The following is a 26633-nucleotide window of genomic DNA, read 5'->3' as shown; positions in this document are numbered from 1 at the left end:
TTTGCCGCAAAGGTTAATGCCGGAATGGCGCCAATGGCCTCAGAAATACGCCATTTCAGCGGCATTTACGGTCCGTTTACCATAAAGGCGGCAATTTTTTCCGCCCTCCTGCGGGCCGCCAGGAGCGCGAGGGTGGCGCGCGTCTTGTCGCGACGCGCCAAAAGGGAGGCGCCTGCGGCGTGGATCATCTATGTCTTGCGGCAATTGGGCCTCGGGACAGACGCGAGAATCTGGCAATAGTCATGCACCAATCGCCGCAGGAGAGGCCGCAAGGCATGAGCGAGACGACCGCCGCGACCACGCTCGACCGCTCGGAACGGTCCGGCCACGCCGGACTGCTGCTGCTGCTCGCCGGGCTCCTCGTCGCCGCCGTGCTGTCGCTGAGCCTCCTGTCGGACGAGAAGGCGCAGGTCTTCATCGTCGCCTTCCTGGCGATCCTCGCGGTCGCCGGCATCTTCTGCCTCTTCGGCCTCGCCGTCGGCGTGCTGCAGTTCGCCGGCCGCGTCGCCCGCAACGACCTCACCAAGCTGATGGCCGACACCGCGGCCGAGGGTCTCATCGTCGTCGAGAGCGACGGGCGCGTGATCTATGCCAACGGCGCCTTCCTTACTTTGAGCGGCTGCCGCACGGCGGCCGAGGTGCGCACGGTCGAGCGGCTGTTCACCGGCGCGCCGGAGGTGTCGGAGGCGATCTACCGCCTGTCGCAGGCTGTGCGCGAGGGAAGGGCGGCCGGCGAGGAGATCCGCCTCGCGCCGGCGCTGAACGGGGCGGAGGCCGCCTGGTACCGTGTGCGCGTGCGCCCGCTCGCCCGCCCCGGCGGGCGCAATGCCGCGCTCTGGACCATCGCCGACGTGACGCGGGATCGCGAGCGCCAGGAAAACGTCTTCCAGGAGCTGCAGCACGCCATCGACTATCTCGACCATGCGCCGGCCGGGTTCCTGTCCATCGATCCGGCGGGCGAGATCGTCTACATGAACGCGACGCTCGCCGGCTGGCTCGACCACGACCTCGCGCAGGTGGGCTCGGGCGGCCTCAGCGTGGCCGACGTCGTGCCGCCGAACGCGGCGGCCCTGATCGGCGCCGTCACCGGCGGCCCCGGCGAGGTGCGCACCGAGATCATCGACATCGACCTGCGCCGGCGCGGCGGCCAGTCGCTGCCCGTGCGTCTCTTCCACCGCGTCGCCTTCGGCGCCGACGGGCGGCCCGGCGCCTCGCGCACGCTCGTGCTCAACCGCTCGCCCGGCGAGGACGTGGCCGAGGGCCAGCGCGCCGCCGAGGTGCGCTTCGCCCGTTTCTTCAACGACACGCCCGTGGCGATCGCCGCCGTCGGCCGGCGCGGCGAGATCCTGCGCAGCAACGCCGCCTTCGCCCGTCTGTTCGGCGCGCCGGGCGAGCGCACCATCACCGGCGTCGTCGCCGAGCGGGACGAGGATGCGCTGGGCAATGCCCTCGCCGCGGCGGGGGAGGGGCGCGGCGACATCGTGCCGCTCGACGTCGCCATCCGCGGCGCGGAGGACCGCTCGGCCCGCATCTACGTCAGCGGCGTGGCGGATGCGGAGGGCGACGGCGAGGCCGCCATCGTCTACGCGCTCGAGACGACCGAGCAGCGGGCGCTCGAGGCGCAGTTCGCCCAGGCCCAGAAGATGCAGGCGGTGGGCCAGCTCGCCGGCGGCGTGGCGCACGACTTCAACAACGTGCTGCAGGCCATCATCGGCTATTCGGACCTGCTGCTCGCCAACCACCGGCCGACGGACCCGTCCTTCCAGGACATCATGCAGATCAAGCAGAATGCCAACCGGGCGGCGAGCCTGGTGCGGCAGCTGCTCGCCTTCTCGCGCCGGCAGACATTGCGGCCGCAGGTCATCCAGCTCTCCGACAGCCTGTCCGACCTGTCGCTGCTCCTCAAGCGCCTCATCGGCGAGCGCATCGAGCTCGAGCTGCGCCACGGGCGCGACATGTGGCTGACCAAGGCCGACGTCAACCAGTTCGAGCAGGTCATCGTCAACCTCGCGGTCAATGCGCGCGATGCCATGCCGGACGGCGGCAAGCTGTCGATCCGCACGCAGAACGTGCCGGCGCAGGAGGTGGCGGCCTACGGCTACAAGGCGGTGCCCGAGGCCGATTTCGTGCTCGTCGAGGTGTCGGATACCGGCACGGGCATTCCGCCGCACGTGCTCGACAAGATCTTCGAGCCCTTCTTCACGACGAAGGATGTCGGAAAGGGCACGGGCCTCGGCCTCTCCACCGTCTATGGAATCGTCAAGCAGACCGGCGGCTTCATCTTCTGCGACAGTTCCGTGGGCGAAGGCACCACCTTTCGCATCTTCCTGCCGCGGCACGTGCCGCTGGAGCAGGAGGCCGCGCCCAAGCCCGGGGCGGCGAAGACGCTCGCGGCCGACCTCACGGGTCGCGGCACGATCCTGCTCGTCGAGGACGAGGAGGCGGTGCGCGCCTTCGGCGCCCGGGCGCTCACCTCGCGCGGCTATACCGTGCTCGAGGCGAGCTCCGGCACGGAGGCCATGGCCATCGTCGACGGGCTCGACCAGCCGGTCGACCTCGTGGTGTCGGACGTGGTGATGCCCGAGATGGACGGGCCGACCCTGCTGCGCGCCCTGCGCGAGCGCTTCCCCAGCCTCAAGATCATCTTCGTCTCCGGCTATGCCGAGGACGCCTTCAAGAAGAACCTGCCCGAGGGCGAGCAGTTCACCTTCCTCCCCAAGCCCTTCAGCCTCAAGCAGCTCGTCGAGGCGGTGAAGACGCAGCTGAAGTGACGGCCCCGCCGGGCCTGGGACCCGGCGGATGCGGCGCGAACAAAAAAAGAACTTGTGAACGGGAACAAAACGGGTACATTGACTGCGGCGCGCATTGAGAATCCTTCGCTTCCCGTGCATAAGGACGAGCATTCATGTCTCAGCCCACATTGCGACTCGTAGAAGGTAGTTCCATGGACAAGGCGAAAGCCCTCGATGCCGCGCTGTCACAGATCGAGCGCGCCTTCGGCAAAGGCTCGATCATGCGTCTCGGGCAGAACGACAAGGCGATCGAGATCGAGACGATCTCGACCGGCTCGCTCGGGCTCGACATTGCCCTCGGCGTCGGCGGCCTGCCGCGCGGCCGTGTGATCGAGATCTACGGGCCGGAATCGTCGGGCAAGACGACGCTCGCCCTGCACACCGTCGCCGAGGCGCAGAAGAAGGGCGGCGTCTGCGGCTTCATCGACGCCGAACATGCGCTTGACCCCGTCTATGCCCGCAAGCTGGGCGTCAAGCTCGACGACCTGCTCATCTCCCAGCCCGACACGGGCGAGCAGGCGCTCGAGATCGCCGACACGCTGGTGCGCTCCGGCGCCATCGACGTGCTGGTGGTCGATTCGGTGGCCGCGCTCACGCCGCGGGCCGAGATCGAGGGCGAGATGGGCGATGTGCAGCCCGGCATGCAGGCGCGCCTCATGAGCCAGGCGCTGCGCAAGCTCACGGCATCGATCTCGCGCTCGAACTGCATGGTGATCTTCATCAACCAGATCCGCATGAAGATCGGCGTGATGTACGGCAGCCCGGAGACGACGACGGGCGGCAACGCCCTCAAGTTCTACGCCTCGGTGCGCCTCGACATCCGCCGCGTCGGCTCCATCAAGGACCGCGACGAGGTGATCGGCAACACGACGCGCGTGAAGGTGGTGAAGAACAAGGTCGCGCCGCCGTTCAAGCAGGTCGAGTTCGACATCATGTACGGCGAAGGCGTGTCGAAGATGGGCGAGCTCATCGACCTCGGCGTCAAGGCCGGCATCGTGGAGAAGTCCGGTTCCTGGTTCTCCCACGACAGCCAGCGCCTCGGTCAGGGACGCGAGAACGCCAAGCAGTTCCTGCGCGACAATCCCGACGTGTCGGCGCGCATCGAGGCGGCCATCCGGCAGAACGCCGGCCTCCTCGCCGAACGCATCCTCGACAATATCGACCCGACCGCCGAGGACCTCGACGAGGGTGAGGCGTGATCAGGGACGTGTCATAGGATTTTATCGTGACGGGGCCCTTGGGGCCCCGTTTCCATGTCCGGGGTCGCCGGCCGGGAAGCGGCCGCGTTTTTATCGGCTCGTGCCCGGCCCGGTCCGGCGCCGGACGGACTTCCTCCGCCGCAACGGATTCATCCTCTCGACAAGAGCTTGGCCCCTCTCTAGAAAACAGCGCTGAATTCCCATTTTCCGGCTGCGGCTCCTGTTCCCGCGTCCGGCTGAACGGGTGAGGGAGGGGCGAGGCCGGATCTCCGCAATTGCGGAGGGCGGGCAAGCCGGAACCGGCGGCCATGCGCCGCATATCGAACGAAGTGTGGGCTCTATGAGCGGCGTCAACGAGATCAGAACAACGTTTCTCGACTATTTCGCGAAGAACGGCCACGAGATCGTGCCGTCGAGCCCGCTGGTGCCGCGCAACGACCCGACGTTGATGTTCACCAACGCCGGCATGGTGCAGTTCAAGAACGTCTTCACCGGCTCGGAGAAGCGGCCCTATGCGCGTGCCACGACCTCGCAGAAATGCGTGCGCGCCGGCGGCAAGCACAACGACCTCGACAATGTCGGCTACACGGCGCGGCACCACACCTTCTTCGAGATGCTCGGCAACTTCTCGTTCGGCGACTATTTCAAGGACCGCGCCATCGAGCTCGCCTGGAACCTCGTGACGAAGGAATTCGGCCTGCCGGTCGACAAGCTGCTCGTCACGGTCTTCGCCGAGGATGACGAGGCCTTCGGCCTGTGGCGGAAGATCGCCGGCCTGAGCGAATCCAAGATCATCCGCATCCCGACCTCGGACAATTTCTGGCAGATGGGCGACACGGGCCCGTGCGGCCCGTGCTCGGAGATCTTCTACGACCACGGCGACCACATCCCCGGCGGCCCGCCCGGCAGCCCGGACGAGGACGGCGACCGCTTCATCGAGATCTGGAATCTCGTCTTCATGCAGTACGAGCAGCTCTCGCCCGGCGAGCGCATCGCGCTGCCGCGCCCGTCGATCGATACGGGCATGGGGCTGGAGCGCGTCTCTGCCGTGCTGCAGGGCACGCACGACAACTACGCCACCGACCTGATGCGCGCGCTTATCATGGCCGTGGCGAACGCGACCGGCGTCGATCCCGACGGAGCGCAGAAGGCGAGCCACCGCGTCATCGCCGACCACCTGCGCGCTTCGGCCTTCCTCGTCGCCGACGGCGTGCTGCCCTCCAACGAAGGGCGCGGCTACGTCCTGCGCCGCATCATGCGGCGCGCCATGCGCCATGCCCAGCTGCTCGGTGCGCGCGATCCGCTGATGTGGCGGCTCGTGCCGGCCCTGGTGCGCGAGATGGGGCAGGCCTATCCCGAGCTCACGCGGGCGGAGGCGCTCGTCACCGAGACGCTGAAGCTCGAGGAGACGCGCTTCCGCAAGACCCTGGCGCGCGGCCTCGCCATCCTCGACGAGGAGACGCGCGAGCTCACCGCCGGTGCGAAGCTGCCCGGCGAGACGGCCTTCACGCTTTACGACACCTACGGCTTCCCGCTCGACCTGACGCAGGACGCGCTGCGCGCGCGCGGCATCGGCGTCGATACGGACGCCTTCGCCAAGGCGATGGAGCGCCAGCGCGAACTCGCGCGCGCCTCCTGGGCCGGCTCCGGCGAGGCGGCCACGGAGACGGTGTGGTTCGGCCTGCGCGAGAAGGTCGGCGCCACCGAGTTCCTCGGCTACGACACCGAGACGGCGGAGGGCGTGGTCGCCGCCATCGTGCGCGACGGCGCCGAGGTCGCGAAGCTCGAGGCGGGCGAGGAAGGCTTCGTCATCCTCAACCAGACCCCGTTCTATGGCGAATCCGGCGGCCAGGTGGGCGACAGCGGCGTCATCCGCGCCCCCGGCACCTCCGTCACCGTGCGCGACACGCAGAAGAAGCTCGGCGATCTCTTCGTCCATGCGGCGAAGGTCGAGGCTGGCACGCTCACGGTGGGGCAGGCGGTCGAGCTCGCCGTCGACCATGGCCGGCGCAGCGCCATCCGCGCCAACCATTCCGCGACCCACCTCCTGCACGAGGCCCTGCGCGAGGTGCTGGGCGATCACGTGGCGCAGAAGGGTTCGCTCGTCGCCCCCGATCGCCTCAGGTTCGACTTCAGCCATCCGAAGCCCATCGCCGAGGAGGAACTGGAGACGATCGAGGCCATTGCCAACCGCGTCGTGCTGCAGAACGAGCCGGTGGTGACGCATCTGATGGCGGTCGACGAGGCGATCGCCTCGGGCGCCCGGGCGCTCTTCGGCGAGAAATACGGCGATGAGGTGCGGGTCGTCTCCATGGGCACGCGGCCGGAGGAGGGCGGCAAGACCTTCTCCATCGAGCTGTGCGGCGGCACGCATGCGGCGCGCACCGGCGACATCGGCCTCGTCACCGTCGTCTCGGAGGGCGCGGTCGCTGCCGGCGTGCGCCGCATCGAGGCGATGACCGGCGAGGCGGCCCGCCGCCACCTCGCGGCGGAGAGCCGGCGCCTGCGCGATCTTGCGGCCATCCTCAAGGTGCCTTCGGCGGAGGCCGCGGCGCGGCTCGAGGCGCTCGTCGAGGAGCGCCGCAAGCTCGAGCGGGATCTTGCCGATACGCGCCGCAAGCTGGCCATGGGCGGCGGCTCGGGCGACGGGGATGCGGCGGCCGTCAAGGAGGTGGCCGGCGTCAAGCTCTTCGCGCGGTCGGTCTCCGGCGTCGCCATGAAGGATCTCAAGGCGCTCGCGGACGAGGGCAAGAAGCGCGTCGGCTCCGGCGTCGTCGCCATCGTCAGCGTCGATGAGGAGGGCAAGGCCGGCGTCGTCGTCGGCGTGACCGACGACCTCACGGAGCGCTTCGATTCGGTCGCCCTCGTGCGCGCCGCTTCCGAGCGGCTCGGCGGCAAGGGCGGCGGCGGCCGGCGCGATCTCGCCCAGGCCGGCGGGCCGGACGGCGCCAAGGCGGCCGACGCGCTCGCGGCGATCGAGACGATGGTGGCCGGAGCCTGAACGCGCTCTACGGCCAGCGCTTGGTGTCGTGGTCCGGGTGCTGGCGCGAGGCGAAGGCCTCAGGGTCGTTCTGCCAGGAACTCGTCGGCACCTCTTCCAGCCGCACCAGCTCGGCAGCGAAGGCGGGGCGGTTCTCGGGCACCAGCTGCCGCTCGGGCGGCCAGCGCGTCGGCTCGTCGAAGCTGCCGGCGGTCATCGCATAGCGATGGCCGCTACGGTAGTGGTAGAAGAGGGGCGTGCCGCAGGCGGAGCAGAAGCCGCGCTCGGCCGCCTCAGAGGACCGGAAGCGCGACGGCTCGCCGCGCGTCCAGACGAGGTCGTCGTCCTTGACGTCGACGAAGGCGCCGAAGAGGCCGCCGGTCGCCTTCTGGCACATGCGGCACCAGCAGATGCTGGGCTCGAAGGGCTCGCCATAGACGGCATAGCGCACGGCGCCGCACTGGCAGCCACCGCTCGTGACATATCTGCGTTCGTCGGCCATCGCTTCGTCCTTTCGTCGCGTGAGTGTGCCATCGCTGCGCCGAAACGGAAAACCGGCCATTATGATCCCGCCCATCGTATGCTCGATGGCGGCGATGCCGGCTGCAGCGTCGCCATCCGCTCGGACCATCGTGACGCCCAGTCTGCCTGTCCGTCAGAGCCAGGTCTGACCCGCATGCCCGCCTTTCGACCGGGCGCAGGTGTCGCGGCGTGGATGCCCGCGGCAAGCGCGGGCATGACGGCGGAAAGGGACAGCTGTCGGAGAAGGGCCTGGGCGCGCTCTCGAAGCTTCGGCGCAAGTCCAAAGCAAAACGCCCGGGCGGTGAGCCCGGGCGTCGTTGCATGCGACAAAGGCGGGCGCCGTCAGGCGGCCATCGCCTTCTTCAGGTTCTCGTCGATCTTGTCGAGGAAGCCGGTGGTGGACAGCCACTTCTGGTCGGCGCCGACGAGGAGGGCGAGATCCTTCGTCATGAAGCCGGCTTCGACCGTGTCGATGCAGACCTTCTCGAGCGTGTCGGCGAAGCGCTTGAGCTCGGCGTTGTCGTCGAGCTTGGCCCGGTGGGCGAGGCCGCGCGTCCAGGCGAAGATGGAGGCGATCGAGTTGGTCGAGGTCTCCTTGCCCTTCTGGTGCTCGCGGTAGTGGCGCGTCACCGTGCCGTGGGCGGCCTCGGCCTCGACGGTCTGGCCGTCCGGCGTCATCAGCACCGAGGTCATCAGGCCGAGCGAGCCGAAGCCTTGGGCCACGGTGTCGGACTGCACGTCGCCGTCATAGTTCTTGCAGGCCCAGACATAGCCGCCCGACCACTTGAGCGCCGAGGCGACCATGTCGTCGATGAGGCGGTGCTCGTAGTGGATGCCGGCGGCGTCGAACTTGGCCTTGAACTCGTTGTCGTAGACCTCCTGGAACAGGTCCTTGAAGCGCCCGTCATAGGCCTTGAGGATCGTGTTCTTGGTGGAGAGGTACACCGGGAACTTGCGGGCGAGGCCGTAGTTCAGCGAGGCGCGGGCGAAGTCGCGGATCGAATCGTCGAGGTTGTACATCGCCATGGCGACGCCGGCGCCGGGGAACTTGAACACCTCCTTCTCGATGACCGAGCCGTCCTCGCCCTCGAACTTGATGGTGAGGCGGCCCTTGCCGGGCACCTTGAAGTCGGTGGCGCGGTACTGGTCGCCGAAGGCATGGCGGCCGACGATGATCGGCTGGGTCCAGCCCGGCACGAGGCGCGGCACGTTCTTGCAGATGATGGGCTCGCGGAAGATGACGCCGCCGAGGATGTTGCGGATGGTGCCGTTGGGCGACTTCCACATCTCCTTGAGGCCGAATTCCTTCACGCGCGCCTCGTCCGGCGTGATCGTGGCGCATTTGACGCCGACGCCGTACTTCTTGATGGCCTCGGCCGCCTCGATCGTCACCTGGTCGTTGGTCGCGTCGCGGTGCTCGACGCCGAGGTCGTAGTATTTCAGGTCGATGTCGAGATAGGGGTGGATCAGCTTGTCCTTGATGTACTGCCAGATGATCCGGGTCATCTCGTCGCCGTCGAGCTCGACGACCGGATTGGCAACCTTGATCTTGCCCATGTGTCTCACCTCGCACGGGTTGAAGCGTAGTGGGGCCTCGGCGCGCGTCCGTGCGATGCACGCGCCGGCGCCTGCGTGATACATCGCAACGGCTGCAGTTTGAAGGCCGGCTTTCGCATCAGTGGCGCCCCTCCCGTCCCGCGGCCCCCTTGCGGCAGGCGCCGCGGCGGCTAAAACCCGGATCCAAGGAGAACCTGTTCATGTCCGAGAGTGCAGCCGCGCGTGGCCCCGTCATCATCCTGGTCGAGCCGCAGATGGGCGAGAACATCGGCATGGCCGCGCGGGCGATGGCCAATTTCGGGCTCGCCGAGATGCGCATCGTCAACCCGCGCGACGGCTGGCCGAACGAGAAGGCGGAGGCGGCCTCGGCGGGGGCGCTGCACATGCTGTCCGGCGCCCGGGTGTTCGGCACCGTCGAGGAGGCGGTCGCCGACCTCAATGTCGTCTTCGCCACCACGGCGCGCGAGCGGGGGCAGCAGAAGCGCGTCTTCGGCGCCGACGGGGCCATGGCCGAGACGGTTGCGCAGGCCGCCGCCGGGGCCGGCGTCGGCGTGCTCTTCGGCCGCGAGCGCACCGGGCTCGACAATGACGCCGTCGCGCTCGCCGATGCGATCATCACCTTTCCGGTCAACCCGGCCCATGCCTCGCTCAACCTCGCCCAGGCGGTGCTGCTCGTCGGCTACGAGTGGTTCAAGGCGAGCGGCGGGGGCCTGCCCTTTTCCGCCGGCGAGCGGCCGGTGCCGGCGACGCGCGAGGCCGTGCTGTCGTTCTTCGACTATCTCGAAGGCGAGCTCGATGCGGTCGGGTTCTTCATGCCGCCGGAGAAGCGCTCGATCATGGTGCGCAACCTGCGCAACATCTTCCACCGGCTCACGATGACCGACCAGGACGTGCGCACCCTGCGCGGCGCCGTCGTCGCCCTGGTGCAGGGCCGGCGCGGCGGACGCAACCTGCCGCGCAAGGGACGGGCGGGGGAGGATGGGGAGTGATCCGACGGATAGTCGGGCAGTGAAGATCAACCGTTCCGTGTCATGGCCGGGCTCGTCATCGCAAGTCGGCTCGCCCGACTTGCGACATGTCAAAGAAACGCAGCACGCATGCGCGTTGCTGCAGCCATCCACGCTTTGAGCTTATACCGCCTTCCAGAGGCGTGGATGCCCGCGACAAGCGCGGGCATGACGGCGGAACGGGCGTCCTCAACCCTTCGTTAACCCGCCCGGCCGCTTCATTGCCGTTCGGATCAAGCGAGCCGCAGTGCCATGCGTATCGACCTTCTCGCCGGAACGGTCTATCACCCCGCCGTCATGCCGCCGCACGTGCCGACCATCCTCGTCTTCGATTCGGGCCTCGGCGGCCTGACGGTTTATGCCGAACTCATCAAGGCGCGGCCGGACGCGCGCTTCGTCTATGCCGCGGATGATGCGGCCTTTCCCTATGGCCGGCTGTCGGAGGCGGCGCTCGTTACGCGCGTCCTTGCCGTGATGGAGGCGCTCGTCGCCGCCCATGCGCCGGAGATCGTGGTCATCGCCTGCAACACGGCCTCGACGCTCGTGCTGCCGCATCTGAGGGCGCGCTTTTCCATTCCCTTCGTCGGTACGGTGCCCGCCATCAAGCCGGCGGCGGCGCGGTCGGCGAGCCGCATGGTGAGCGTGCTCGCGACGCCGGGCACCGTGGCGCGGGACTATACGCAGGACCTGGTGCGGGCCTATGCCGGGGACTGCGCAGTAGAACTCGTCGGCTCGACGCGGCTCGCGGCCATCGCGGAGGCGGAGCTGGCCGGCGCGCCCGCGAGCGACGCCGAGATCGTGGCGGAGATCACCCCCTGCTTCCGCGAGGCGGCGGACGGGCGGCGGACGGACACCGTCGTCCTCGCCTGCACGCATTATCCGCTGCTGCTGCCGCGCCTCGAAAGGCTGGCGCCGTGGCCGGTCACCTTTCTCGACCCCGCGCCGGCGATCGCGCGGCGCATGGTCGAGCTCATCGGCGCGCCGCTTCTCGGCCATGAGGGGGAGGAGGAGGCGCGCGCCGTCTTCACCGGCACGGGCGCGGGTGACACGCTGAAGGCGGCGCTCGCCGCGCGCGGCTTCACGCGCATCGACACCGGGGCGCTCGCCTTTGCCATGGCCTGACCGCCGCTGCGCGATGCTGAGCCGATTGACAAACCGCCTCCTTGTCGCGTAAGGACCCCCATCGCTCGCGGGCTCGCAAGGCCCGCGTTCGTATTTCGTGCGCACCCGCGGGCCGGCAATGTCCGGCCCTGTCGCCCGCAAGGGAGAGGAGGGCGCGTTCCTCACTGTTGTTCCGTTCTAGAGGACACGCGATGTCAAAGAGAATTTCGGCGAAGTACAAGATCGATCGCCGTATGGGCCAGAACATCTGGGGCCGCCCGAAGAGCCCCGTGAACCGCCGCGAATATGGCCCCGGCCAGCACGGCCAGCGCCGCAAGGGCAAGCTGTCGGACTTCGGCACCCAGCTGCGCGCCAAGCAGAAGCTCAAGGGCTACTACGGCAACATTTCCGAGAAGCAGTTCCGCCGCTACTACCAGGAGGCCATCCGCCTGCGTGGTGACTCGGGCGAGAACCTCATCGGCCTTCTCGAGCGTCGCCTGGACGCCGTCGTCTACCGCGCCAAGTTCGTGCCGACGGTCTTCGCCGCCCGCCAGTTCGTCAACCACGGCCACGTGCGCGTGAACGGCCGCCGCGTCAATATCGCGAGCTACCTCGTCAAGCCGGGCGACGTCATCGAGGTCAAGGACGCCTCGAAGCAGCTCGCCATCGTGCTCGAGGCGGTTGCCCTCGGCGAGCGTGACGTGCCGGACTACATCGACGCCGACCACGCCAAGATGAAGGCCACCTACGTGCGCGTGCCGACCCTGTCGGACGTGCCCTATGCGGTCCAGATGGAGCCGAACCTGGTCGTCGAGTTCTACTCGCGCTGACCGGTTCCGGAACCGATCGAGACGAAAAGGCCGCAGCGATGCGGCCTTTTTTGTTTAAAAGGTTATGCTTTCAAAGCTCTCTTTATTCTGCCATTGTGTCTTCATCTGTATGATCGTGCGAGATGCTGGACAATGATCCATCAACAAGTGAGGGTCTTCGGTCAGGCAGCAACTGGGTTGGCGAGGAATCCACTGGGGATTATTGCTCTGTTCATCGTTTTGGTTTATGGGTTTGCTTGTCTTGTGACTGTTTTATCGGGGTCTTTTTCCGAAAGAGAAAGAATAATTTTAGTATATTTTTTAGTTTTATTTCCGGTTATTGTTTTGGGGGTGTTCGGCTGGTTGGTTAGTGGTCATAGCGGAAAGCTGTTTGCGCCTAGTGATTTCAAGAATGAGGATAATTATGTGAAGATGCAGCTATCGGCGGTGGCTTCTTTGGCGATCGCCGCTTCTAAGAAGGATATTCCGTTTTCTCGAAAAGAAGTTGAAGGAATAGTGGATATTGTTCATTCGTCTGCGCCTTCCGAGGATCTTGGAGAGGATACTTGGCGCAATCACGTTCTTTGGGTAGATGATCGTCAAGAGAACAATGTATTTGAGCGACAGGCATTTGAAGCCTATGGCATCAGGTTTACGCTCGTGGAATCCACAAGCGAAGCTCTTTCTAAGTTGAAGATACAGCGATTCGCGGCTGTGATCTCAGATATGGGTCGTCGAGAAGGGCCTAGAGAGGGATATAAGCTTTTGGACGAATTGCGCAGTAATGGAAATAAGATTCCGCTTTTTTTCTATGCCTCTTCAAGGGCGCCTGAGCATATACAGGAAACTTTGAATCATGGCGGGCAGGGGTGCACTAACGACGCTCAAGAGCTGTTCCAGATGGTTACAAGAGCAGTTATAAGCACCCGTCGATGAGCTGTTCCCCAGAGGACTATCAAGCTTCTACGCGGCTCAGAGCCGCTTCAGCATCCCCGCAAAGCGCATCAGCCCCTCCGGCCAGGGCCCGTGGCCGCTGGCCGAATTGAGGTGGCCGGCATCGCCGGCGTCGACCAGCGCCGAGCCCCAGGCGAGGGCGAGATCGGCCGCTTCGTCATAGGGGCAATATTGATCCGTGCGGCTGGCGACGAGCACGGATGGGAAGGGCAGGGGCTCGCGCGGGAAGGGCGTGAAGGCGGCGTCCGTGCCAGGAATGGCGCGGATGGCGCGCTCGCTCGGCGTCGCCACGAGGAAGGCCGCGCGCACCTTTCCCCCCGGCAGGTTCGGTGCCGCATGGGCGATCAGCGGCACGCCGGCACTGTGCGCGACGAGGACGACCGGGCGCTGCGCGGCATCAACCTCCGCGACGAGGCGGGCTTCCCACTCCGGCCGGTCGATGCGGTACCAGTCGTCCTGCACCACCCGGCGGGCCGTGGAGAGCTTCTCCTCCCAGCGGGTCTGCCAGTGGTCCGGCCCGGAGCCGGACCAGCCGGGCACGATGAGGATGTCGCAGTCGGACGTGCGCATGGCGGTCCCGTTACTGTCCCATATTCGCCCGGCGCCATGCCCCGCGCCTGTCGCGGGCATCCACGCCTTGGAGCCTTAGGCAAGGCCGGCCATGGCCGGCGTGGAGAGGTCACGCCTCTCCGAACACCCGGCGGAAGATGGTGTCGACGTGCTTGAGATGGTAGCCGAGGTCGAACTTTTCCTCGAGCTCGGCGTCGGAGAGGTGCTTGTTCACCTCAGGGTCGGCCTTGAGCAGGGAGAGGAAGTCGCCCTCGCCGCGCCAGACGGGCATGGCGTTGCGCTGCACGAGGCGGTAGGCGTCCTCGCGGCTGACACCCTTCTGGGTAAGCGCCAGCAGCACGCGCTGGGAATGGACGAGGCCGCCGAGCCGGTCGAGGTTCTTCTGCATGTTCTCGGGATAGATGAGCAGCTTGTCGACGACGCCGGTGAGGCGCGCGAGGGCGAAGTCCAGCGTCACCGTGGCGTCGGGGCCGATCATGCGCTCGACGGAGGAGTGGGAGATGTCGCGCTCGTGCCACAGCGCCACGTTTTCCATGGCGGGCATGGCATAGGCGCGCACCATGCGGGCGAGGCCGGTGAGGTTCTCGGTGAGCACCGGGTTGCGCTTGTGCGGCATGGCCGAGGAGCCCTTCTGCCCCTCGGAGAAGAATTCCTCCGCCTCGTAGACCTCGCTGCGCTGCAGATGGCGGACCTCGGTCGCCAGGCGCTCGATGGAAGAGGCGACGACGCCGAGGGTGGCGAAATACATGGCGTGCCGGTCACGCGGGATGACCTGGGTCGACACGGGCTCGACGGCGAGGCCGAGCTTTTCGGCGACGTATTCTTCCACGCGCGGGTCGATGTTGGCGAAGGTGCCGACGGCGCCGGAGATGGCGCAGGTCGCGATCTCCCTGCGCGCATTGACGAGACGCTCGCGGCAGCGGTCGAATTCGGCATAGGCCTGGGCGAGCTTGAGGCCGAAGGTCACCGGCTCGGCATGGATGCCGTGCGAGCGGCCGATGGTCGGCGTCATCTTGTGCTCGAAGGCGCGGCGCCGGATGGCGGCGAGGAGCGCATCCATGTCGGCGAGGAGGAGGTCGGTCGCGCGCACCAGCTGCACGTTGAAGCAGGTGTCGAGCACGTCGGACGAGGTCATGCCCTGGTGCACGAAGCGCGCCTCGGGGCCGACGATCTCGGCAAGATGCGTCAGGAAGGCGATGACGTCGTGCTTCACCTCGCGCTCGATCTCGTCGATGCGCGCCACGTCGAAGACGGCCTTGGAGCCCTTGTCCCAGACGATCGCGGCGGCCTCCTTCGGGACGACGCCGAGCTCGGCGAGGGCACTCGTCGCGTGGGCCTCGATCTCGAACCAGATGCGGAATTTCGCCTCAGGCGACCAGATGGCGGTCATCTCGGGGCGGCTGTAGCGCGGGATCATCCTCGCCTCCTGGCTGAACGGTTGAAAATCAGACGAGTTCGCCGCGCGCCCGCTCGGCGGCGCTGCGGATGGCGGCGATGTTGCCGGCATAGGCGCTCTCGCCGCCCTTGAAGACGGCCGAGCCGGCCACGAGGGCGTTCGCCCCGGCCTTTGCCAGCGCGCCGGCGTTGTCGGCGGTGACGCCGCCATCGACTTCGAGGTCGATGGGCCGGTCGCCGATCATCGCCTTGATCCGCGCCACCTTGTCCAGCGCCGAGGGGATGAAGGCCTGCCCGCCGAAGCCGGGGTTGACGCTCATGACGAGCACGAGGTCGACGAGGTCGAGCACATAGTCGATGGCGCTCTCGGGTGTGCCGGGATTGAGCGACACGCCGGCTTTCTTGCCGAGCGCGCGGATGGCCTGCAGCGACCGGTGCAGATGCGGCCCCGCCTCGGCGTGGACGGTGATGATGTCGGCGCCCGCGGCCGCGAATTCGGCGAGATAGGGGTCGGCCGGCGCGATCATCAGGTGCACGTCGAGCACCTTCTTCGTGTGCGGGCGGATGGCGCGCACCACCTGGGGACCGAAGGAGATGTTGGGCACGAAATGCCCGTCCATCACGTCCACATGCACCCAGTCGGCCCCGCCGGCGTCGATGGCGCGCACCTCCTCGCCGAAACGGGCGAAATCGGCCGCGAGGATGGAGGGGGCGATGGCGAGGGCGCGCTGCATGGGAACCGTCCGCTTGAACATGCTGCAGGGGCGAAGGGCCCCGCGCGTGCCGCCTAGCACGGAGGGCGGGGCGGGGCAACGGGTGGGCGCACGGGGAAGCCGCGCCCGGGCTGCCCGACTGTATGCACGCCGTGCAACCGGCTGCCGGTGGGCGGCAGGCGCCATGATCTGAAATATTGAACGTTCATTGTCGCCGAACTGGGTCGTTCGATAAGCAGATCGGATGTTTTCTGGATGAGATTATTATTTTTGCACAATAATTTCCCGGGGCAATACGCGCGCATCATCAAGCATCTCAATGGCCGGAAGGGCATCGACATCCTCGCCGTGTCGCGGGCCGGCAACCGCCAGCCGTCGCCCGTGCGGCGCATCGACTACGAGCCGCATCGGAGCGTCAGCGAGCAGGTGCATCCCGCCCTGCGCTACACCGAAGAGGCCGTCATCCGCGGTCAGGCGGTCTACAAGGCGCTCGCGCCCGCGCGGGCGAAGGGCTGGCGGCCGGACGTGATGCTGGCCCACAGCGGCTTCGGCGACGGGCTCTTCCTGAAGGACCTGTGGCCCGATGCGCGCTACATGCCGTATCTCGAGTGGTACTACCGCGCCTACGGCTCCGATGCCTCCTTCTTCGATGAAAGGGCCAAGGATCCGAATGTCGAGCTGCGCATCCGGATGAAGAACACCGTCATCCTGCAGGATCTTGCGGCGATGGACTGGGGCCAGTCGCCGACGCAGTACCAGAAGTCCCAGTTTCCCGGCGTCTTCCATGGGCGGATGTCGGTTCTCCACGACGGGGTCGACACCGACTATTTCGCGCCCGACCCGCGCGAGACCCTCACCATCGGCAGCCACGTCTTCCGGCGCGGCGATCCGCTCGTCACCTATATCGCGCGCGGCATGGAGCCCTATCGCGGCTTTCCCCAGTTCATCGAGGCGGTGTCGCTGCTCCAGAGGATGCACGCCGGCGTCCATGCGGTCGTCATCGGCGAGGACCGCATCGCCTACGGTCCGAAGGACAAGGCCTCCTACAAGCAATGGGCGCTGGAGACCTTCAGGCCCGACCTCGGGCGCCTCCACTTCCTCGGCCGTCAGCCGCTCTCCGTGCTGCGGCAGGTGCTGCGCGTATCGGCGGCGCATGTCTATCTCACCGCGCCCTTCGTGCTCTCCTGGTCGATGATGGAGGCGATGGCGACGGGCGCGCTCATCGTCGGCTCGGATACGGAGCCGGTGCGGGAGGTCGTCGACGACGGCCGGACCGGGGTGCTCGTGCCCTTCTTCGAGCCGCCGCGCCTGGCGCAGCGCCTGCTGGAGGTCCTCGCGGCGCCGCAGCGTTACGAAGATATCCGTCGCAGGGCGCGCGCGCTGATGCTGCAGCGCTATGACGAGCGTGAGCTGTGCGCGCGCTATGTCCGGTTGATCGAGACCGTCGCTGCCGGAGGACGGCCGGGACCGGCCGGCCATGGCCCGGTCAGGGAGAGCGTGCGGATGCCGGAGGCGGCCGTCATCTGAGCGCTTCAGCGCCGGGCGGGCAGGGGCGTGCGCAGCATGCGGCGGGCGAGCGGCTCCAGCACGAGCGGCATGAGGTAGATGGGAAACTGGGCCATGGCGAAATAGAGCCAGGTGCCGTCCGGCACCGCGCCGGCCATGGCGGCGACGAGGAGCCCCATGTTGCGGTGGCCGGTGGCATAGCCGATGACGAAGGCCTCGCGGGCGCCGAAGCGCGCGGCCAGCACGAAGAGGCTGGCGGCGATGCCGGCGAAGGCCACTACGAAGACGATCAGCGCATCGGTGGCGACGGCGAGCGGGTTGGCGATCATCGCCTCCGCTACCCCGTCCATCGCCCCGACCGCGAAGATGAAGAAGAAGACCACGTTGAGGCCGTCGAGGGCGGCGCGCCGGCGCGCGATCCGCGCCAGGCCGACGAGCCGGCGCAGCACCAGGGCGAGCACCGCCGCCCCGCCGAGGAGGAGGGCGAGGCGCAGGGCGAGGACCGAGGTTTCGATCGGCACGGCGGCCCCGGCGATCACCTCGGCCACGAGCGGCGCGGTCAGCGGCGTCGTCACCATGCTGGCGACGAGCACGGTGACGAGGAAGGAGGCATCGAAGCCGAGCAGCGTCGCCACGGCGGGTGCCGAGAGGATCGGCGGGGCGGCCGCCATCAGGGCAAGGCCAAGGGCGAGCTCCGGGCCGACGAGATCGTGTCCGAGGGCGAGGACGATGCCGCCGAGGGCGATCGGCAGGGAGGCGACGATCCAGAACCAGGCAAGCAGGATACGCCCCGGCTGCCGCAGGAGGGCGCGTATGGCGCCGAAATCGGCGCGCAGGAAGGTGAAGACGAGGAAGAAGAAGACGCAGGTGCCGATCAGCGGCCGGGCGAGACTCGCGAACTGCGGCAGCGCCAGGCCGATGAAGATGGAAGCGGCGAGGGCCTTGGTGCCCTGGCGGCCGAGCAGGGCCAGGGGCTTGAGGAGAATGGTCTGCAACACGTCCCTGGCCTTCCTTCCGTATTTCCCCGGCCGTTCTTCATGTGGTCCGGGTCCGCATCCCTCATCGAGAAAGAAGCGTCCGGCCCCCTTGCGCCGATGGCAGGCGTCGTGCTTTCGCCATGCGGGTGCCGGCGTTGTCCGCGACGGGCCGCCATCCCAGAATGCGCCGCCGGGTTCGGCATCAGCAAGAAGGTCAAATGCATGCAAACGGACGTCGTCGTGCTCGGAGCGGGTATCATCGGGGTGTCGGCGGCGTTGCATCTGCAGGCGCGCGGGCGGTCTGTCGTGCTTCTCGACAGGCGCGGTGCGGGGGAGGAGACGAGCCACGGCAACGCCGGGCTCATCGAGCGCGCCAGCGTCGTGCCCTACGGCTTTCCGCGCGATCTCGCCTCGCTCTTCCGTTACGGCCTCAACCGCTCGGCGGAGGCGCACTACCATCTCGCCTTCCTGCCCAAGGTGGCGCCCTGGCTGGCGCAATACTGGTGGCACTCCTCGCCCCGGCGCCATGCCGTCGCGGCCAGGGCGATGCTGCCGCTGATCGAGCGCTGCGTCACCGAGCACGAGGCACTAATGCGCGAGGCCGACATCCTGCCCATGCTGCGGCGGATCGGCTGGATCAAGGGTTTCCGCGACAAGGCCGAGTTCCAGCTGGCGGAGGAGGAGGCCCGGGCGAGCGCCGCGCTCTACGGCCTCAAGCTCGAGGTGCTCAGCGGCGCGGACCTGCGTGCCAAGGAGCCGCACCTCACCGGCGACTTCGCGGGCGGGCTGCACTGGCTCGATCCCGCCAGCGTGCCGGACCCGGGCGCCGTCACGCGGGCCTATGCCGAGCTCTTCGAAAAGCGCGGCGGGCGCTTCCTGCGCGGCGACGCCCGTTCTCTCGTCGCCTCCGGCAGCGGCTGGACCGTGGCGGCGGAAGAGGGGCCTGTCACAGCGCGCGAGGTGGTCGTGGCGCTCGGCCCGTGGTCGGGCGAGATCTTCCGCCCCCTGGGGTACCGCATCCCGCTCGCGGTCAAGCGCGGCTACCACATGCACTACCGGCCCGCGGGCAATGCGGTGCTCAACCACCCGCTCTACGATGTCTCGGGCGGCTACCTCATCGTGCCGATGACGCGCGGCATCCGCCTCACCACGGGGGCCGAGTTCGCCGACCGCGACGCGGCGCCGAGCCCGGTGCAGCTCGCCCAGGTGGAGCCCGAGGCGCGTCGCGTCTTCCCCCTCGGTGAGCGGGTGGATCCGGAGCCGTGGATCGGCGCGCGGCCGTGCCTGCCGGACATGCGGCCCGTCATCGGCGAGGCGCCGCGCCACAAGGGGCTGTGGTTCGCCTTCGGCCACAATCACCACGGCTTCACGCTCGGCCCCGTCACCGGCCATCTCCTGGCGCAGATGATGACCGGGGAGGCGCCGCTGACCGATCCCGCGCCCTATGCCGTCGGGCGCTTCGGCCGATAGAGGTCGCGCCAGGCCGGCAGGGCGCCGGGCAGGGGGAGCGCCGTCGCCTCGTAGACGCCGCGGGCGATGGCGCGGGCAAGGCAATCGGCCGCGACGGCGCCGAGATCGGCGAAGGCGTAGATGTCGTCTTCCGGCAGCGGCTTGAGGCCGGTCGCCGCAGCGAAGACGAGATCCCCGTCGAGCGGCGCATGGGCCGGGCGCAGGGCGCGGCCCATGCCGTCGTGGGCGACCATGGCGAGGCGCTTGGCCATGGCCTTATCGAGGACGGCGTCGGTGGCGACGAGGGCGATCGTCGTGTTCTGGCCGGGGCCGCCCTTGTAGCGCGGCAGGAGGGCCTGACGGTCGAAGTCCACCGGCAGGCCGCAGTTGCCGAATTCGCCGCCTTCCTCGTAGGGCGCGGCCCAGAAATGCGGCCCATCACCGACAGTCGCCGAGCCGACGGCATTGACGGCGACGAGGGCGCCGACGGTGTGGCCGGTGCGGGTGACGGCGCTCGCCGAGCCGAGCCCGCCTTTCAGGTTGACCGTCGTCGCGCCATAGCCGGCGCCGACCGAGCCGAGCGGAAAATCCTTTCCGGCCGCCGCGACGGCCGCCATGGCGAGGGCGCGGTGGGGCGGTTCGCCCTCGCCGCGCGCCCAGGGCTTGTCGCCGCCATTGAGGAGATCGAAGAGAATCGCCTGCGGCACGATGGGCACGCGCACGTCGCGGATGGCGAAGCCGCGGCCCTGTGCCGCAAGCGCCTGCATGACGCCGCCGGCCGCATCGAGCCCGTAGGCCGAGCCGCCGGACAGGACGATGGCGTCCACCGCCGCCACCGTCGTCTCCGGTTCGAGCAGCGCGCTCTCGCGCGTGCCCGGCGCACCGCCCATGACGGCGAGGCTCGCCGTTGCCGGCCTGTCGAAGACGGCGACCGTGAGGCCGGTTGCGGCGGTTGCATCGTGGGCATTGCCGATGCGGATGCCCGAAACGTCGGTGATGAGGTTGAGCATTGTGGTCATGGTGCGATGGTTGCCGTGAAGGGCGGCGCTTCACAAGGGGGCGAGGCGGCATTTCACCGCCTTTCGCCGGGCCGGCGCTGCGGCTAAGAGCAGCCCCATGACCGACGTCTCCACCTCCGCCGCGGTTCTTGCCGGGCTCGTCAGCTTCCTCAGCCCCTGCGTGCTGCCGCTGGTGCCGCCCTACCTGTGCTATCTCGCCGGCACGACGCTGGACCAGCTGACGGAGCGGCGCGAGCCGCGCGTCAGCCGCAAGGCGCTGTTCGCCGCCTTCTTCTTCGTGCTCGGCTTCGCGACGGTCTTCGTCATGCTGGGCGCGACGGCCTCGGTCTTCGGCCAACTGCTGCGCCGCTATGTCGACGTGCTCGGCACCGTAGCCGGCATCGCCATCATCGTCATGGGGCTGCATTTCCTCGGCGTCTTCCGCCTGTCCTTCCTCTACCGGGAGGCGCGGCTCGACGTCGCCAAGCCGGCCGGCATCGGCGGCGCCTATGTCATGGGTCTCGCCTTCGCCTTCGGCTGGACGCCGTGCATCGGCCCCATCCTCGCCGCCATCCTCGCCGTCGCCGGCACGGAGGAGAGCGTCGGGCGCGGCGCCTTCCTGCTCGCCGCCTATTCGGCGGGCCTCGGCATCCCCTTCCTCCTCGCGGCCCTCGCCATGAAGCCGTTCGTCGCGCTCCTGCGCGGCATGCGCTCGAAGTTCCACCTCGTCGAGAAGGTGATGGGCGGTCTCCTCGTGCTGACGGGTATCGCCTTCCTCACCGGCGCGCTGACGGACATGTCCTTCTGGCTGCTCGAGACCTTCCCGGCGCTCGGGGCGCTCGGCTGAGCAACGGCGGCCCCGCAGGAAACGGGTGGGCAAAACGGGTCGCCGGGCGCGATCCAAGGGCGAAGATGGATGCTCCTCGACTGGGAGCATTTCCATGGCCTATCGCATCCGCGGCCTCGATCCGCGTCTCTTCGACGATTTGTTCCGGCTGGATGAAGCCTCGCTCGCGCGCCGCGGCATCGTCCGGCGGCGCGTCACGGCATCCGGCACCAGCCCGTGCCGCGTCAGCCTGCAGGATGCGCAGCCGGGCGAGGAGGTGCTGCTGCTCGCCTTCGCCCACCACACTGAGGAGACGTCGCCCTACCGCGCGTCGGGGCCCATCTTCGTGCGCCGCGCGGCCGAGGAGGCTTACGATGCCGTGGACGAGGTGCCGCCGATCCTGCCGGCGCGGCTGATCTCGCTGCGCGCCTATGACGCCGCGGGCATGATCGTCGATGCCGGGGTCGTGCCGGGCGTCGAGATCGAGAGCCACATCTACCACTTCCTGGCCCGGCCGGATATCGCCCACGTCGACGCGCATTTTGCGGCCCGCGGCTGCTTCGCCTGCCGCATCGAGCGCAGCTGAGGCCAAAAGGAAAGGCCCGCCTCGGGGGAGGCGGGCCCGTTGTCTTCCAGTGCTGCGAGATCAGTTGATCTCGTTGCCGGCGTAGTCGATCTTGCCGTCGGAGCCCTTCTTCCAGACGTACATGACGTAGTCCGGACGGGTGATGTCACCCTTCTTGTCGAAGGAGAGGTCGCCCAGCACCGTCTTGAAGACCTTGCCGGAGTGGATCACCTCGGCCACCTTCTTGGGCTCGAGGGACTTCGCCTCTTCCGCCGCCTGCTTGACGATCTCGACCGCCGCATAGCTGTAGAGCGTGTAGGCCTCGGGATCGTAGTTCTTCTTCAGGAAGCGCTCGACGACCTCCTTGGCCGCCGGGTTCTTGCGCGGGTCGGGCGCGAAGGTCATGAGCGTGCCCTCGGCGCCGGGGCCGGCGATGGAGACGAACTCGCTCGAGACGATGCCGTCACCCGACATCAGCGGCGCCTGCAGGCCCTGGTCGCGCATCTGGCGGATGATGAGGCCGGCCTCCGTGTGCAGGCCGCCGAAATAGACGACGTCGACATTCGCGGCCTTGAGCTTGGAGACGAGGGCCGAATAGTCCTTCTCGCCCGGGTTGACGCCCTCGTAGAGGACTTCCTTGAGGCCCTTGGCGTTCATCGACTTCATGGTCTCGTCGGCGAGGCCTTTGCCGTACGGCGTCTTGTCGTGGATGATGGCGACCTTCTTGTCCGCGAAATTCTTGGACAGGTAGTCGCCCGCCACCTGGCCCTGCTGGTCGTCGCGGCCGCAGATGCGGATGGTGTTCCACAGCCCGCGCTCGGTGAACTGCGGATTGGTGGAGGCCGGCGTCAGCTGCAGGATGCCGGATTCCTCGTAGACCTCCGAGGCCGGGATCGACACGCCCGAGTTGAAGTGACCGACCACGTACTGCACGCCGTCGCTGGCGAGCTTGTTGGCGACGGATACGCCCTGCTTGGGGTCGGAGACGTCGTCGCCCACGCTGACCACGATCTTCTGGCCGAGGATGCCGCCGGCGGCGTTGATGTCCTCCGCCGCCTGCTCGGCGCCGTTCTTCATCTGGGTGCCGAAGCTTGCGTTCGGTCCCGTGATGGGGGCGCCGACCGCGATCTTCACCTGGGCGTTGGCAGCGCTGGTGAAGGCGAGGCCAAGACCGAGCGCAATCCCGGTCAACAGCACTTTCTTCATCTGGTACTCCCCTGGTTTTTGTCGGGCCCCGCTCCGGGGCTCCGGTCGGCGAGCCTCTCGCCTTGGGCGCAATCTTGCGCCATTTGCGGCGAGAGTCACTCGCAAACGGTGGTGTCTCAGCCGCTGCCCTTCTCGCGCCAGGTCAGGGGACCCGTCCGCTCGTAGAGCCAGCGATACTGCGTCGTCATCTGCCGCGTGCGCGTGTAGCGGAAGCCGGTGAGGCCGATGACGAGGAGCACGATCGCGTCCACGATGTAATAGTGGAGCGACAGCAGCGTGCCGTGAAAGAGAGCGAAGTGGATGAAGCGTACCCCCCCGGCGAGCACGAGCAGATAGAACACCGCCTGCCACACCGGCGCCCAGATGAGCGCCACCGCCCGCCCCGTCATCCAGGCGGCCCAGCCACCCATGATGCAGGTGACGAGGAGGAAGAGGAGGAACGAGCTTTCTTCGTAGAGGATGCCCTGCATCGTGTGTTCCTCAGTGGGCCCCGCCTTCGAGATAGGCGGCGCGGACCTGCGGGTTCTCGAGCAATTCCTTGCCGGTACCCTGCAGGGTGATCGATCCCGTCACCATCACGTAGCCGCGGTGGGCGAGCTTGAGCGCGTGATAGGCGTTCTGCTCGACGAGGAAGACGGTCATGCCGTCGCGCTCGTTGAGCTCGCGGATGACGTTGAAGATCTGCTTGACGACGAGCGGGGCAAGGCCGAGCGAGGGCTCGTCGAGCAGCAGGAGCCGCGGCCGGCTCATCAGCGCGCGGGCGATGGCCAGCATCTGCTGCTCGCCGCCGGAGAGGGTGCCGCCGCGCTGGTTGAGCCGCTCCTTGAGGCGCGGGAACATGGTGCAGACCCGCTCGAGATCCTCCTCGAAATGGGCGAAATCCTTGATGGACGCACCCATCTGCAGGTTCTCGAACACCGTCATGCGCGGGAAGATGCGCCGGCCTTCGGGGGATTGCGCGATGCCGAGATGGGCGATCTCGTGCGTCGGCATCTGGGTGATGTCCCGCCCGCCGTAGGTGATCGAGCCTTCGCGGCAGCGCGGGTTGCCGAAGATCGTCATCATCAGCGTGGACTTGCCGGCACCGTTGGCGCCGATCATCGTCACGATCTCGCCCTCGTGCACGTCGAGGTCGACGCCCTTGAGGGCGATGATGTTGCCGTAATAGGTCTTGACCCCGCGCACCGAGAGAAGGGGCGCCCGCCCGGCCGCGGCCTGAGCCGGCGCGGGCATCATTGCTGCGTCGCTCATAGGCCGACCTCCGCTTCCACGTGCTCCACTTCTTCGTCCTCGACGCCGAGATAGGCGGCGATGACGCTCTGGTCGTTGCGCACCTCCTCGGGCGTCCCGTCCGCGATCTTGGTGCCGTAGTCGAGCACCACGACATGGTCGGAGATGCCCATCACCACCGACATGTCGTGCTCGATGAGCAGGATGGAGGTGCCGTGATCCTGCCGGATGGACAGGAGCAATTCGTTGAGCTCATGGCTCTCGCGCGGGTTGAGGCCGGCGGCCGGCTCGTCGAGGCACAGGAGGATCGGGTCCGTGCACATGGCGCGGGCGATCTCCAGGCGGCGCTGGGCGCCGTAGGGCAGGTCGCCGGCGGGATCGTCGGCCCGGTCGATGAGGTTGATCTTCTCCAGCCAGAACTTCGCCTGCTCGACCGCCTGGCGCTCCGCATCCCGGAAGCCGGGCAGGCCGAGGAGGCCGAAGACGGTGAAGCCGGAGGCGAGCATCAGCGGATTGTGGCGGGCGACGAGGAGGTTCTCCAGCACCGTCATGCCGGTGAACAGGCGGATGTTCTGGAAGGTGCGGGCGACCTTGGCCTTCCAGGAGATGGAATGGCCCGGCAACCGCTCGAGCAGGAGGGTGGAGCCGTCGCCATGGCGCAGCGACAGCATGCCCTCGCTCGGCCGGTAGAAGCCGGTGATGCAGTTGAACACCGTCGTCTTGCCGGCGCCGTTGGGGCCGATGAGGGCGGTGATGTCGCCGCGGCCGACGCTGAAGGAGAGATCGTTGACGGCGACGAGGCCGCCGAAGCGCATCTTCAGATGCTCGACCTCGAGTACGGGATCGTCTTGCCAGCGCATCAGCCGTGCCCCTCCTTGACGAGCGAGCCCGAGATGGCCTTGCGCTCGGTGAGTACGATCGACGGCTCGCGGTGACCGACGAGCCCGCGCGGACGCCAGACCATCATCGCCACCATCGCGAGGCCGAAGATGAGCAGGCGATATTCGTTGGGATCGAAGCCCGCGCCGAAGACCTGCTTGAGGAAGTCGAGATTGCGCAGGAGCTCGGGCGCGCCGACCATGAGCACGGCCGCGATGGCGACGCCCACCTGCGAGCCCATGCCGCCGAGGACGACGATCGACAGGATGATCGCCGATTCGAGGAAGTTGAAGCTTTCGGGCGACACGAAGCCCTGGCGCACGGCGAAGAACGACCCCGCGAAGCCGCCGAACATGGCGCCGATGGCGAAGGCCGTGAGCTTGGTGTTGCGGGTGTTGATGCCGAGCGAGCGGCAGGCGATCTCGTCCTCGCGCAGCGCCTCCCAGGCCCGGCCCACGGGCAGGCGGCGCAGGCGGATGGTGACGAGATTGGTGATCAGCGCCAGCATCAGGATGAGGTAGTAGAGGAAGATCATCCGGTGCATGGGGCTGAAGGGGATGCCGAACAGCGACGCGAAGCCGCCCTCGCTCGAATCGAACGGGACGCCGAAGAAGGTGACGCGCGGGATGGAGGAGATGCCCGCCCCGCCGTTGGTCAGGTCCACCCAGTTGATGAGCACGAGGCGGATGATCTCGCCGAAGGCGAGGGTGACGATGGCGAGATAGTCGCCGCGCAGGCGCAGCACCGGAAAGCCGAGGATGATGCCCCAGAAGGCGGCGAGGATGCCGGCAAGCGGCAGGCACAGCCAGAAGGACCAGCCGAACGTCGTCGACAGCAGCGCATAGGAATAGGCGCCGACCGCATAGAAGGCGACGTAGCCGAGATCGAGCAGCCCGGCGAGGCCGACGACGATGTTGAGGCCCCAGCCGAGCATCACATAGGTGAGGATGAGGATGCCGAGGTCGACCCAGTAGCGCGCGCCGCCGAGCCCGCCCGAGGCGAGGGTGGCGAGCACCGGATAGGCGACGGCGACGCCGAGGAAGAGCGGCACGGCGATGCCGAACAGCTTCTGCAGGGCGGGGCTCGCCGGCGCCTTGAGCCGCGGCGGGGCGGCCGCGCGGCGCGCGGCGCGCAGGCAGAGCACGAAGCGCAGCGCGAAGATCAGCGCGCAGGCGACCGCCACGACGCCCCAGCGGGGCTGCAGGTAAAGCGCGTTCGCCTGGTTCTGCTCGGTCTTGAAGGCGAGGATCGGGATGGACAGCCCGAGCGTCAGCAGCGCGGCGATGCCGGCCTCGCGCAGCGCGGCGGCAATCTGCGCGCCCGTTGCGGAGGAGGTGGCTTCGGCGGTGGCGATGGCGGGGGCGTGCGGTGTGTTCAGGGCCATGGTCCGCGCCTCCC

At 67.9% G+C, this 26633-nt stretch carries 23 protein-coding genes; 11 read left to right on the top strand and 12 right to left on the bottom strand.

Annotation, left to right across the window (positions count from 1 at the left end; genetic code table 11):
* The first annotated feature begins 275 nt into the window (after nucleotides 1-275).
* The 3 genes from cckA to alaS all read left to right on the top strand — a co-directional run bounded on the left by cckA (nucleotide 276) and on the right by alaS (nucleotide 6992).
* A complete protein-coding gene (cckA, locus tag GGR16_RS13960; RefSeq protein WP_183316990.1) occupies nucleotides 276-2771 on the top strand; it encodes a cell cycle histidine kinase CckA in 2496 nt (831 codons plus the stop codon).
* A gap of 134 nt (nucleotides 2772-2905) precedes the next feature.
* Entirely contained in the window at nucleotides 2906-3991 is a 1086-nt protein-coding gene (gene recA / locus GGR16_RS13955) for a recombinase RecA (protein ID WP_026015050.1), read from the top strand.
* Nucleotides 3992-4331: 340 nt separating this feature from the next.
* Nucleotides 4332-6992, top strand: a complete 2661-nt coding sequence (alaS, locus tag GGR16_RS13950; protein ID WP_183316989.1) for an alanine--tRNA ligase — start codon at nucleotides 4332-4334, stop codon at nucleotides 6990-6992.
* 7 nt (nucleotides 6993-6999) lie between these two features.
* On the opposite strand, the gene GGR16_RS13945 is transcribed toward alaS, so the two are convergent.
* Nucleotides 7000-7473, bottom strand: coding sequence for a GFA family protein (locus tag GGR16_RS13945; protein ID WP_183316988.1), 474 nt, complete (start codon nucleotides 7471-7473; stop codon nucleotides 7000-7002).
* Between the two features lie 362 nt (nucleotides 7474-7835).
* On the bottom strand, nucleotides 7836-9050 hold the full coding sequence (locus tag GGR16_RS13940; protein WP_183316987.1) for an NADP-dependent isocitrate dehydrogenase: 1215 nt from the start codon (nucleotides 9048-9050) through the stop codon (nucleotides 7836-7838).
* Nucleotides 9051-9250: 200 nt separating this feature from the next.
* Between GGR16_RS13940 and GGR16_RS13935 the strand changes: the two genes are divergently transcribed.
* The 4 genes from GGR16_RS13935 to GGR16_RS13920 all read left to right on the top strand — a co-directional run bounded on the left by GGR16_RS13935 (nucleotide 9251) and on the right by GGR16_RS13920 (nucleotide 12903).
* Nucleotides 9251-10039, top strand: coding sequence for an RNA methyltransferase (locus GGR16_RS13935; protein ID WP_183316986.1), 789 nt, complete (start codon nucleotides 9251-9253; stop codon nucleotides 10037-10039).
* A 270-nt stretch (nucleotides 10040-10309) separates the two neighbouring features.
* The gene (murI, locus tag GGR16_RS13930) at nucleotides 10310-11179 is read left to right on the top strand and encodes a glutamate racemase (protein ID WP_183316985.1); all 870 of its coding nucleotides are present in this window, start codon (nucleotides 10310-10312) and stop codon (nucleotides 11177-11179) included.
* A 191-nt stretch (nucleotides 11180-11370) separates the two neighbouring features.
* Nucleotides 11371-11988, top strand: coding sequence for a 30S ribosomal protein S4 (rpsD, locus tag GGR16_RS13925; protein ID WP_026015051.1), 618 nt, complete (start codon nucleotides 11371-11373; stop codon nucleotides 11986-11988).
* A 132-nt stretch (nucleotides 11989-12120) separates the two neighbouring features.
* Complete coding sequence (locus GGR16_RS13920; RefSeq protein ID WP_183316984.1) at nucleotides 12121-12903, top strand: response regulator; 783 nt, start codon at nucleotides 12121-12123, stop codon at nucleotides 12901-12903.
* A gap of 36 nt (nucleotides 12904-12939) precedes the next feature.
* On the opposite strand, the gene GGR16_RS13915 is transcribed toward GGR16_RS13920, so the two are convergent.
* From GGR16_RS13915 to rpe, 3 genes are all read right to left on the bottom strand, one after another.
* A complete protein-coding gene (locus GGR16_RS13915; RefSeq protein ID WP_019401694.1) occupies nucleotides 12940-13491 on the bottom strand; it encodes an RBBP9/YdeN family alpha/beta hydrolase in 552 nt (183 codons plus the stop codon).
* A 109-nt stretch (nucleotides 13492-13600) separates the two neighbouring features.
* Complete coding sequence (gene purB, locus GGR16_RS13910) at nucleotides 13601-14908, bottom strand: adenylosuccinate lyase (RefSeq protein ID WP_019401695.1); 1308 nt, start codon at nucleotides 14906-14908, stop codon at nucleotides 13601-13603.
* Nucleotides 14909-14936: 28 nt separating this feature from the next.
* Nucleotides 14937-15620 carry a ribulose-phosphate 3-epimerase gene (gene rpe / locus GGR16_RS13905; RefSeq protein ID WP_055457342.1) on the bottom strand — a complete coding sequence of 228 codons (684 nt, stop codon included), beginning with the start codon at nucleotides 15618-15620 and terminating at the stop codon, nucleotides 14937-14939.
* A 249-nt stretch (nucleotides 15621-15869) separates the two neighbouring features.
* On the opposite strand from rpe, the gene GGR16_RS13900 reads away from it, so the two are divergent.
* Nucleotides 15870-17126 (top strand): glycosyltransferase, encoded by a 1257-nt coding sequence (locus tag GGR16_RS13900; protein ID WP_019401697.1) that lies wholly within the window; start codon nucleotides 15870-15872, stop codon nucleotides 17124-17126.
* 5 nt (nucleotides 17127-17131) lie between these two features.
* On the opposite strand, the gene GGR16_RS26425 is transcribed toward GGR16_RS13900, so the two are convergent.
* Nucleotides 17132-18103, bottom strand: coding sequence for a sodium:proton symporter (locus GGR16_RS26425; RefSeq protein WP_156332652.1), 972 nt, complete (start codon nucleotides 18101-18103; stop codon nucleotides 17132-17134).
* Between the two features lie 201 nt (nucleotides 18104-18304).
* Here GGR16_RS26425 and GGR16_RS13890 point away from each other — a divergent pair, with 201 nt between their 5' ends.
* The gene (locus GGR16_RS13890) at nucleotides 18305-19552 is read left to right on the top strand and encodes an FAD-dependent oxidoreductase (protein WP_183316983.1); all 1248 of its coding nucleotides are present in this window, start codon (nucleotides 18305-18307) and stop codon (nucleotides 19550-19552) included.
* Here the strand turns inward: GGR16_RS13890 and GGR16_RS13885 are convergent.
* The gene (locus tag GGR16_RS13885; RefSeq protein WP_183317240.1) at nucleotides 19525-20541 is read right to left on the bottom strand and encodes a P1 family peptidase; all 1017 of its coding nucleotides are present in this window, start codon (nucleotides 20539-20541) and stop codon (nucleotides 19525-19527) included. The genes GGR16_RS13890 and GGR16_RS13885 overlap by 28 nt on opposite strands.
* Before the next feature lie 106 nt (nucleotides 20542-20647).
* Between GGR16_RS13885 and GGR16_RS13880 the strand changes: the two genes are divergently transcribed.
* Complete coding sequence (locus GGR16_RS13880) at nucleotides 20648-21376, top strand: cytochrome c biogenesis CcdA family protein (RefSeq protein ID WP_019401701.1); 729 nt, start codon at nucleotides 20648-20650, stop codon at nucleotides 21374-21376.
* Nucleotides 21377-21470: 94 nt separating this feature from the next.
* Nucleotides 21471-21941: a DUF1203 domain-containing protein gene (locus tag GGR16_RS13875; protein ID WP_183316982.1), complete on the top strand. Its 471-nt coding sequence runs from the start codon at nucleotides 21471-21473 to the stop codon at nucleotides 21939-21941.
* A gap of 60 nt (nucleotides 21942-22001) precedes the next feature.
* Here GGR16_RS13875 and GGR16_RS13870 read toward each other — a convergent pair whose 3' ends face one another.
* The 5 genes from GGR16_RS13870 to livM form a co-directional block, all read right to left on the bottom strand.
* On the bottom strand, nucleotides 22002-23126 hold the full coding sequence (locus GGR16_RS13870; RefSeq protein WP_019401703.1) for a branched-chain amino acid ABC transporter substrate-binding protein: 1125 nt from the start codon (nucleotides 23124-23126) through the stop codon (nucleotides 22002-22004).
* A 116-nt stretch (nucleotides 23127-23242) separates the two neighbouring features.
* Nucleotides 23243-23596 (bottom strand): DUF6867 family protein, encoded by a 354-nt coding sequence (locus GGR16_RS13865; RefSeq protein WP_019401704.1) that lies wholly within the window; start codon nucleotides 23594-23596, stop codon nucleotides 23243-23245.
* Nucleotides 23597-23606: 10 nt separating this feature from the next.
* Nucleotides 23607-24377 carry an ABC transporter ATP-binding protein gene (locus tag GGR16_RS13860; RefSeq protein WP_246373079.1) on the bottom strand — a complete coding sequence of 257 codons (771 nt, stop codon included), beginning with the start codon at nucleotides 24375-24377 and terminating at the stop codon, nucleotides 23607-23609.
* Nucleotides 24374-25216 carry an ABC transporter ATP-binding protein gene (locus GGR16_RS13855; protein WP_019401706.1) on the bottom strand — a complete coding sequence of 281 codons (843 nt, stop codon included), beginning with the start codon at nucleotides 25214-25216 and terminating at the stop codon, nucleotides 24374-24376. The genes GGR16_RS13860 and GGR16_RS13855 overlap by 4 nt, the downstream gene beginning before the upstream one ends.
* Nucleotides 25216-26619, bottom strand: a complete 1404-nt coding sequence (gene livM / locus GGR16_RS13850; protein WP_019401707.1) for a high-affinity branched-chain amino acid ABC transporter permease LivM — start codon at nucleotides 26617-26619, stop codon at nucleotides 25216-25218. Before livM ends, GGR16_RS13855 begins: the two co-directional genes overlap by 1 nt.
* Nucleotides 26620-26633 lie beyond the last annotated feature (14 nt).

It is taken from the genome of Chelatococcus caeni (genome assembly GCF_014196925.1).
GTDB lineage: Bacteria > Pseudomonadota > Alphaproteobacteria > Rhizobiales > Beijerinckiaceae > Chelatococcus_A > Chelatococcus_A caeni.
The sequence above is the reverse complement of the archived record's forward strand: the minus strand, read 5'-3'. Positions and strand labels throughout refer to the sequence as shown.

Excerpts from the sequence above, each read along its gene's own strand:
- GGR16_RS13940 (WP_183316987.1), bottom strand. The coding sequence starts at position 9,050 with ATGGGCAAGATCAAGGTTGCCAATCCGGTCGTCGAGCTCGACGGCGAC.
- murI (WP_183316985.1), top strand. The coding sequence starts at position 10,310 with ATGCGTATCGACCTTCTCGCCGGAACGGTCTATCACCCCGCCGTCATG.
- GGR16_RS13890 (WP_183316983.1), top strand. The coding sequence starts at position 18,305 with ATGCAAACGGACGTCGTCGTGCTCGGAGCGGGTATCATCGGGGTGTCG.
- GGR16_RS13885 (WP_183317240.1), bottom strand. The coding sequence starts at position 20,541 with ATGCTCAACCTCATCACCGACGTTTCGGGCATCCGCATCGGCAATGCC.
- GGR16_RS13865 (WP_019401704.1), bottom strand. The coding sequence starts at position 23,596 with ATGCAGGGCATCCTCTACGAAGAAAGCTCGTTCCTCCTCTTCCTCCTC.
- GGR16_RS13935 (WP_183316986.1), top strand. The coding sequence starts at position 9,251 with ATGTCCGAGAGTGCAGCCGCGCGTGGCCCCGTCATCATCCTGGTCGAG.
- purB (WP_019401695.1), bottom strand. The coding sequence starts at position 14,908 with ATGATCCCGCGCTACAGCCGCCCCGAGATGACCGCCATCTGGTCGCCT.
- GGR16_RS13915 (WP_019401694.1), bottom strand. The coding sequence starts at position 13,491 with ATGCGCACGTCCGACTGCGACATCCTCATCGTGCCCGGCTGGTCCGGC.
- GGR16_RS13880 (WP_019401701.1), top strand. The coding sequence starts at position 20,648 with ATGACCGACGTCTCCACCTCCGCCGCGGTTCTTGCCGGGCTCGTCAGC.
- recA (WP_026015050.1), top strand. The coding sequence starts at position 2,906 with ATGTCTCAGCCCACATTGCGACTCGTAGAAGGTAGTTCCATGGACAAG.
- GGR16_RS13875 (WP_183316982.1), top strand. The coding sequence starts at position 21,471 with ATGGCCTATCGCATCCGCGGCCTCGATCCGCGTCTCTTCGACGATTTG.
- livM (WP_019401707.1), bottom strand. The coding sequence starts at position 26,619 with ATGGCCCTGAACACACCGCACGCCCCCGCCATCGCCACCGCCGAAGCC.
- GGR16_RS13855 (WP_019401706.1), bottom strand. The coding sequence starts at position 25,216 with ATGCGCTGGCAAGACGATCCCGTACTCGAGGTCGAGCATCTGAAGATG.
- rpsD (WP_026015051.1), top strand. The coding sequence starts at position 11,371 with ATGTCAAAGAGAATTTCGGCGAAGTACAAGATCGATCGCCGTATGGGC.
- GGR16_RS13920 (WP_183316984.1), top strand. The coding sequence starts at position 12,121 with ATGATCCATCAACAAGTGAGGGTCTTCGGTCAGGCAGCAACTGGGTTG.
- GGR16_RS13870 (WP_019401703.1), bottom strand. The coding sequence starts at position 23,126 with ATGAAGAAAGTGCTGTTGACCGGGATTGCGCTCGGTCTTGGCCTCGCC.
- GGR16_RS13945 (WP_183316988.1), bottom strand. The coding sequence starts at position 7,473 with ATGGCCGACGAACGCAGATATGTCACGAGCGGTGGCTGCCAGTGCGGC.
- GGR16_RS13860 (WP_246373079.1), bottom strand. The coding sequence starts at position 24,377 with ATGAGCGACGCAGCAATGATGCCCGCGCCGGCTCAGGCCGCGGCCGGG.
- alaS (WP_183316989.1), top strand. The coding sequence starts at position 4,332 with ATGAGCGGCGTCAACGAGATCAGAACAACGTTTCTCGACTATTTCGCG.
- cckA (WP_183316990.1), top strand. The coding sequence starts at position 276 with ATGAGCGAGACGACCGCCGCGACCACGCTCGACCGCTCGGAACGGTCC.
- rpe (WP_055457342.1), bottom strand. The coding sequence starts at position 15,620 with ATGCAGCGCGCCCTCGCCATCGCCCCCTCCATCCTCGCGGCCGATTTC.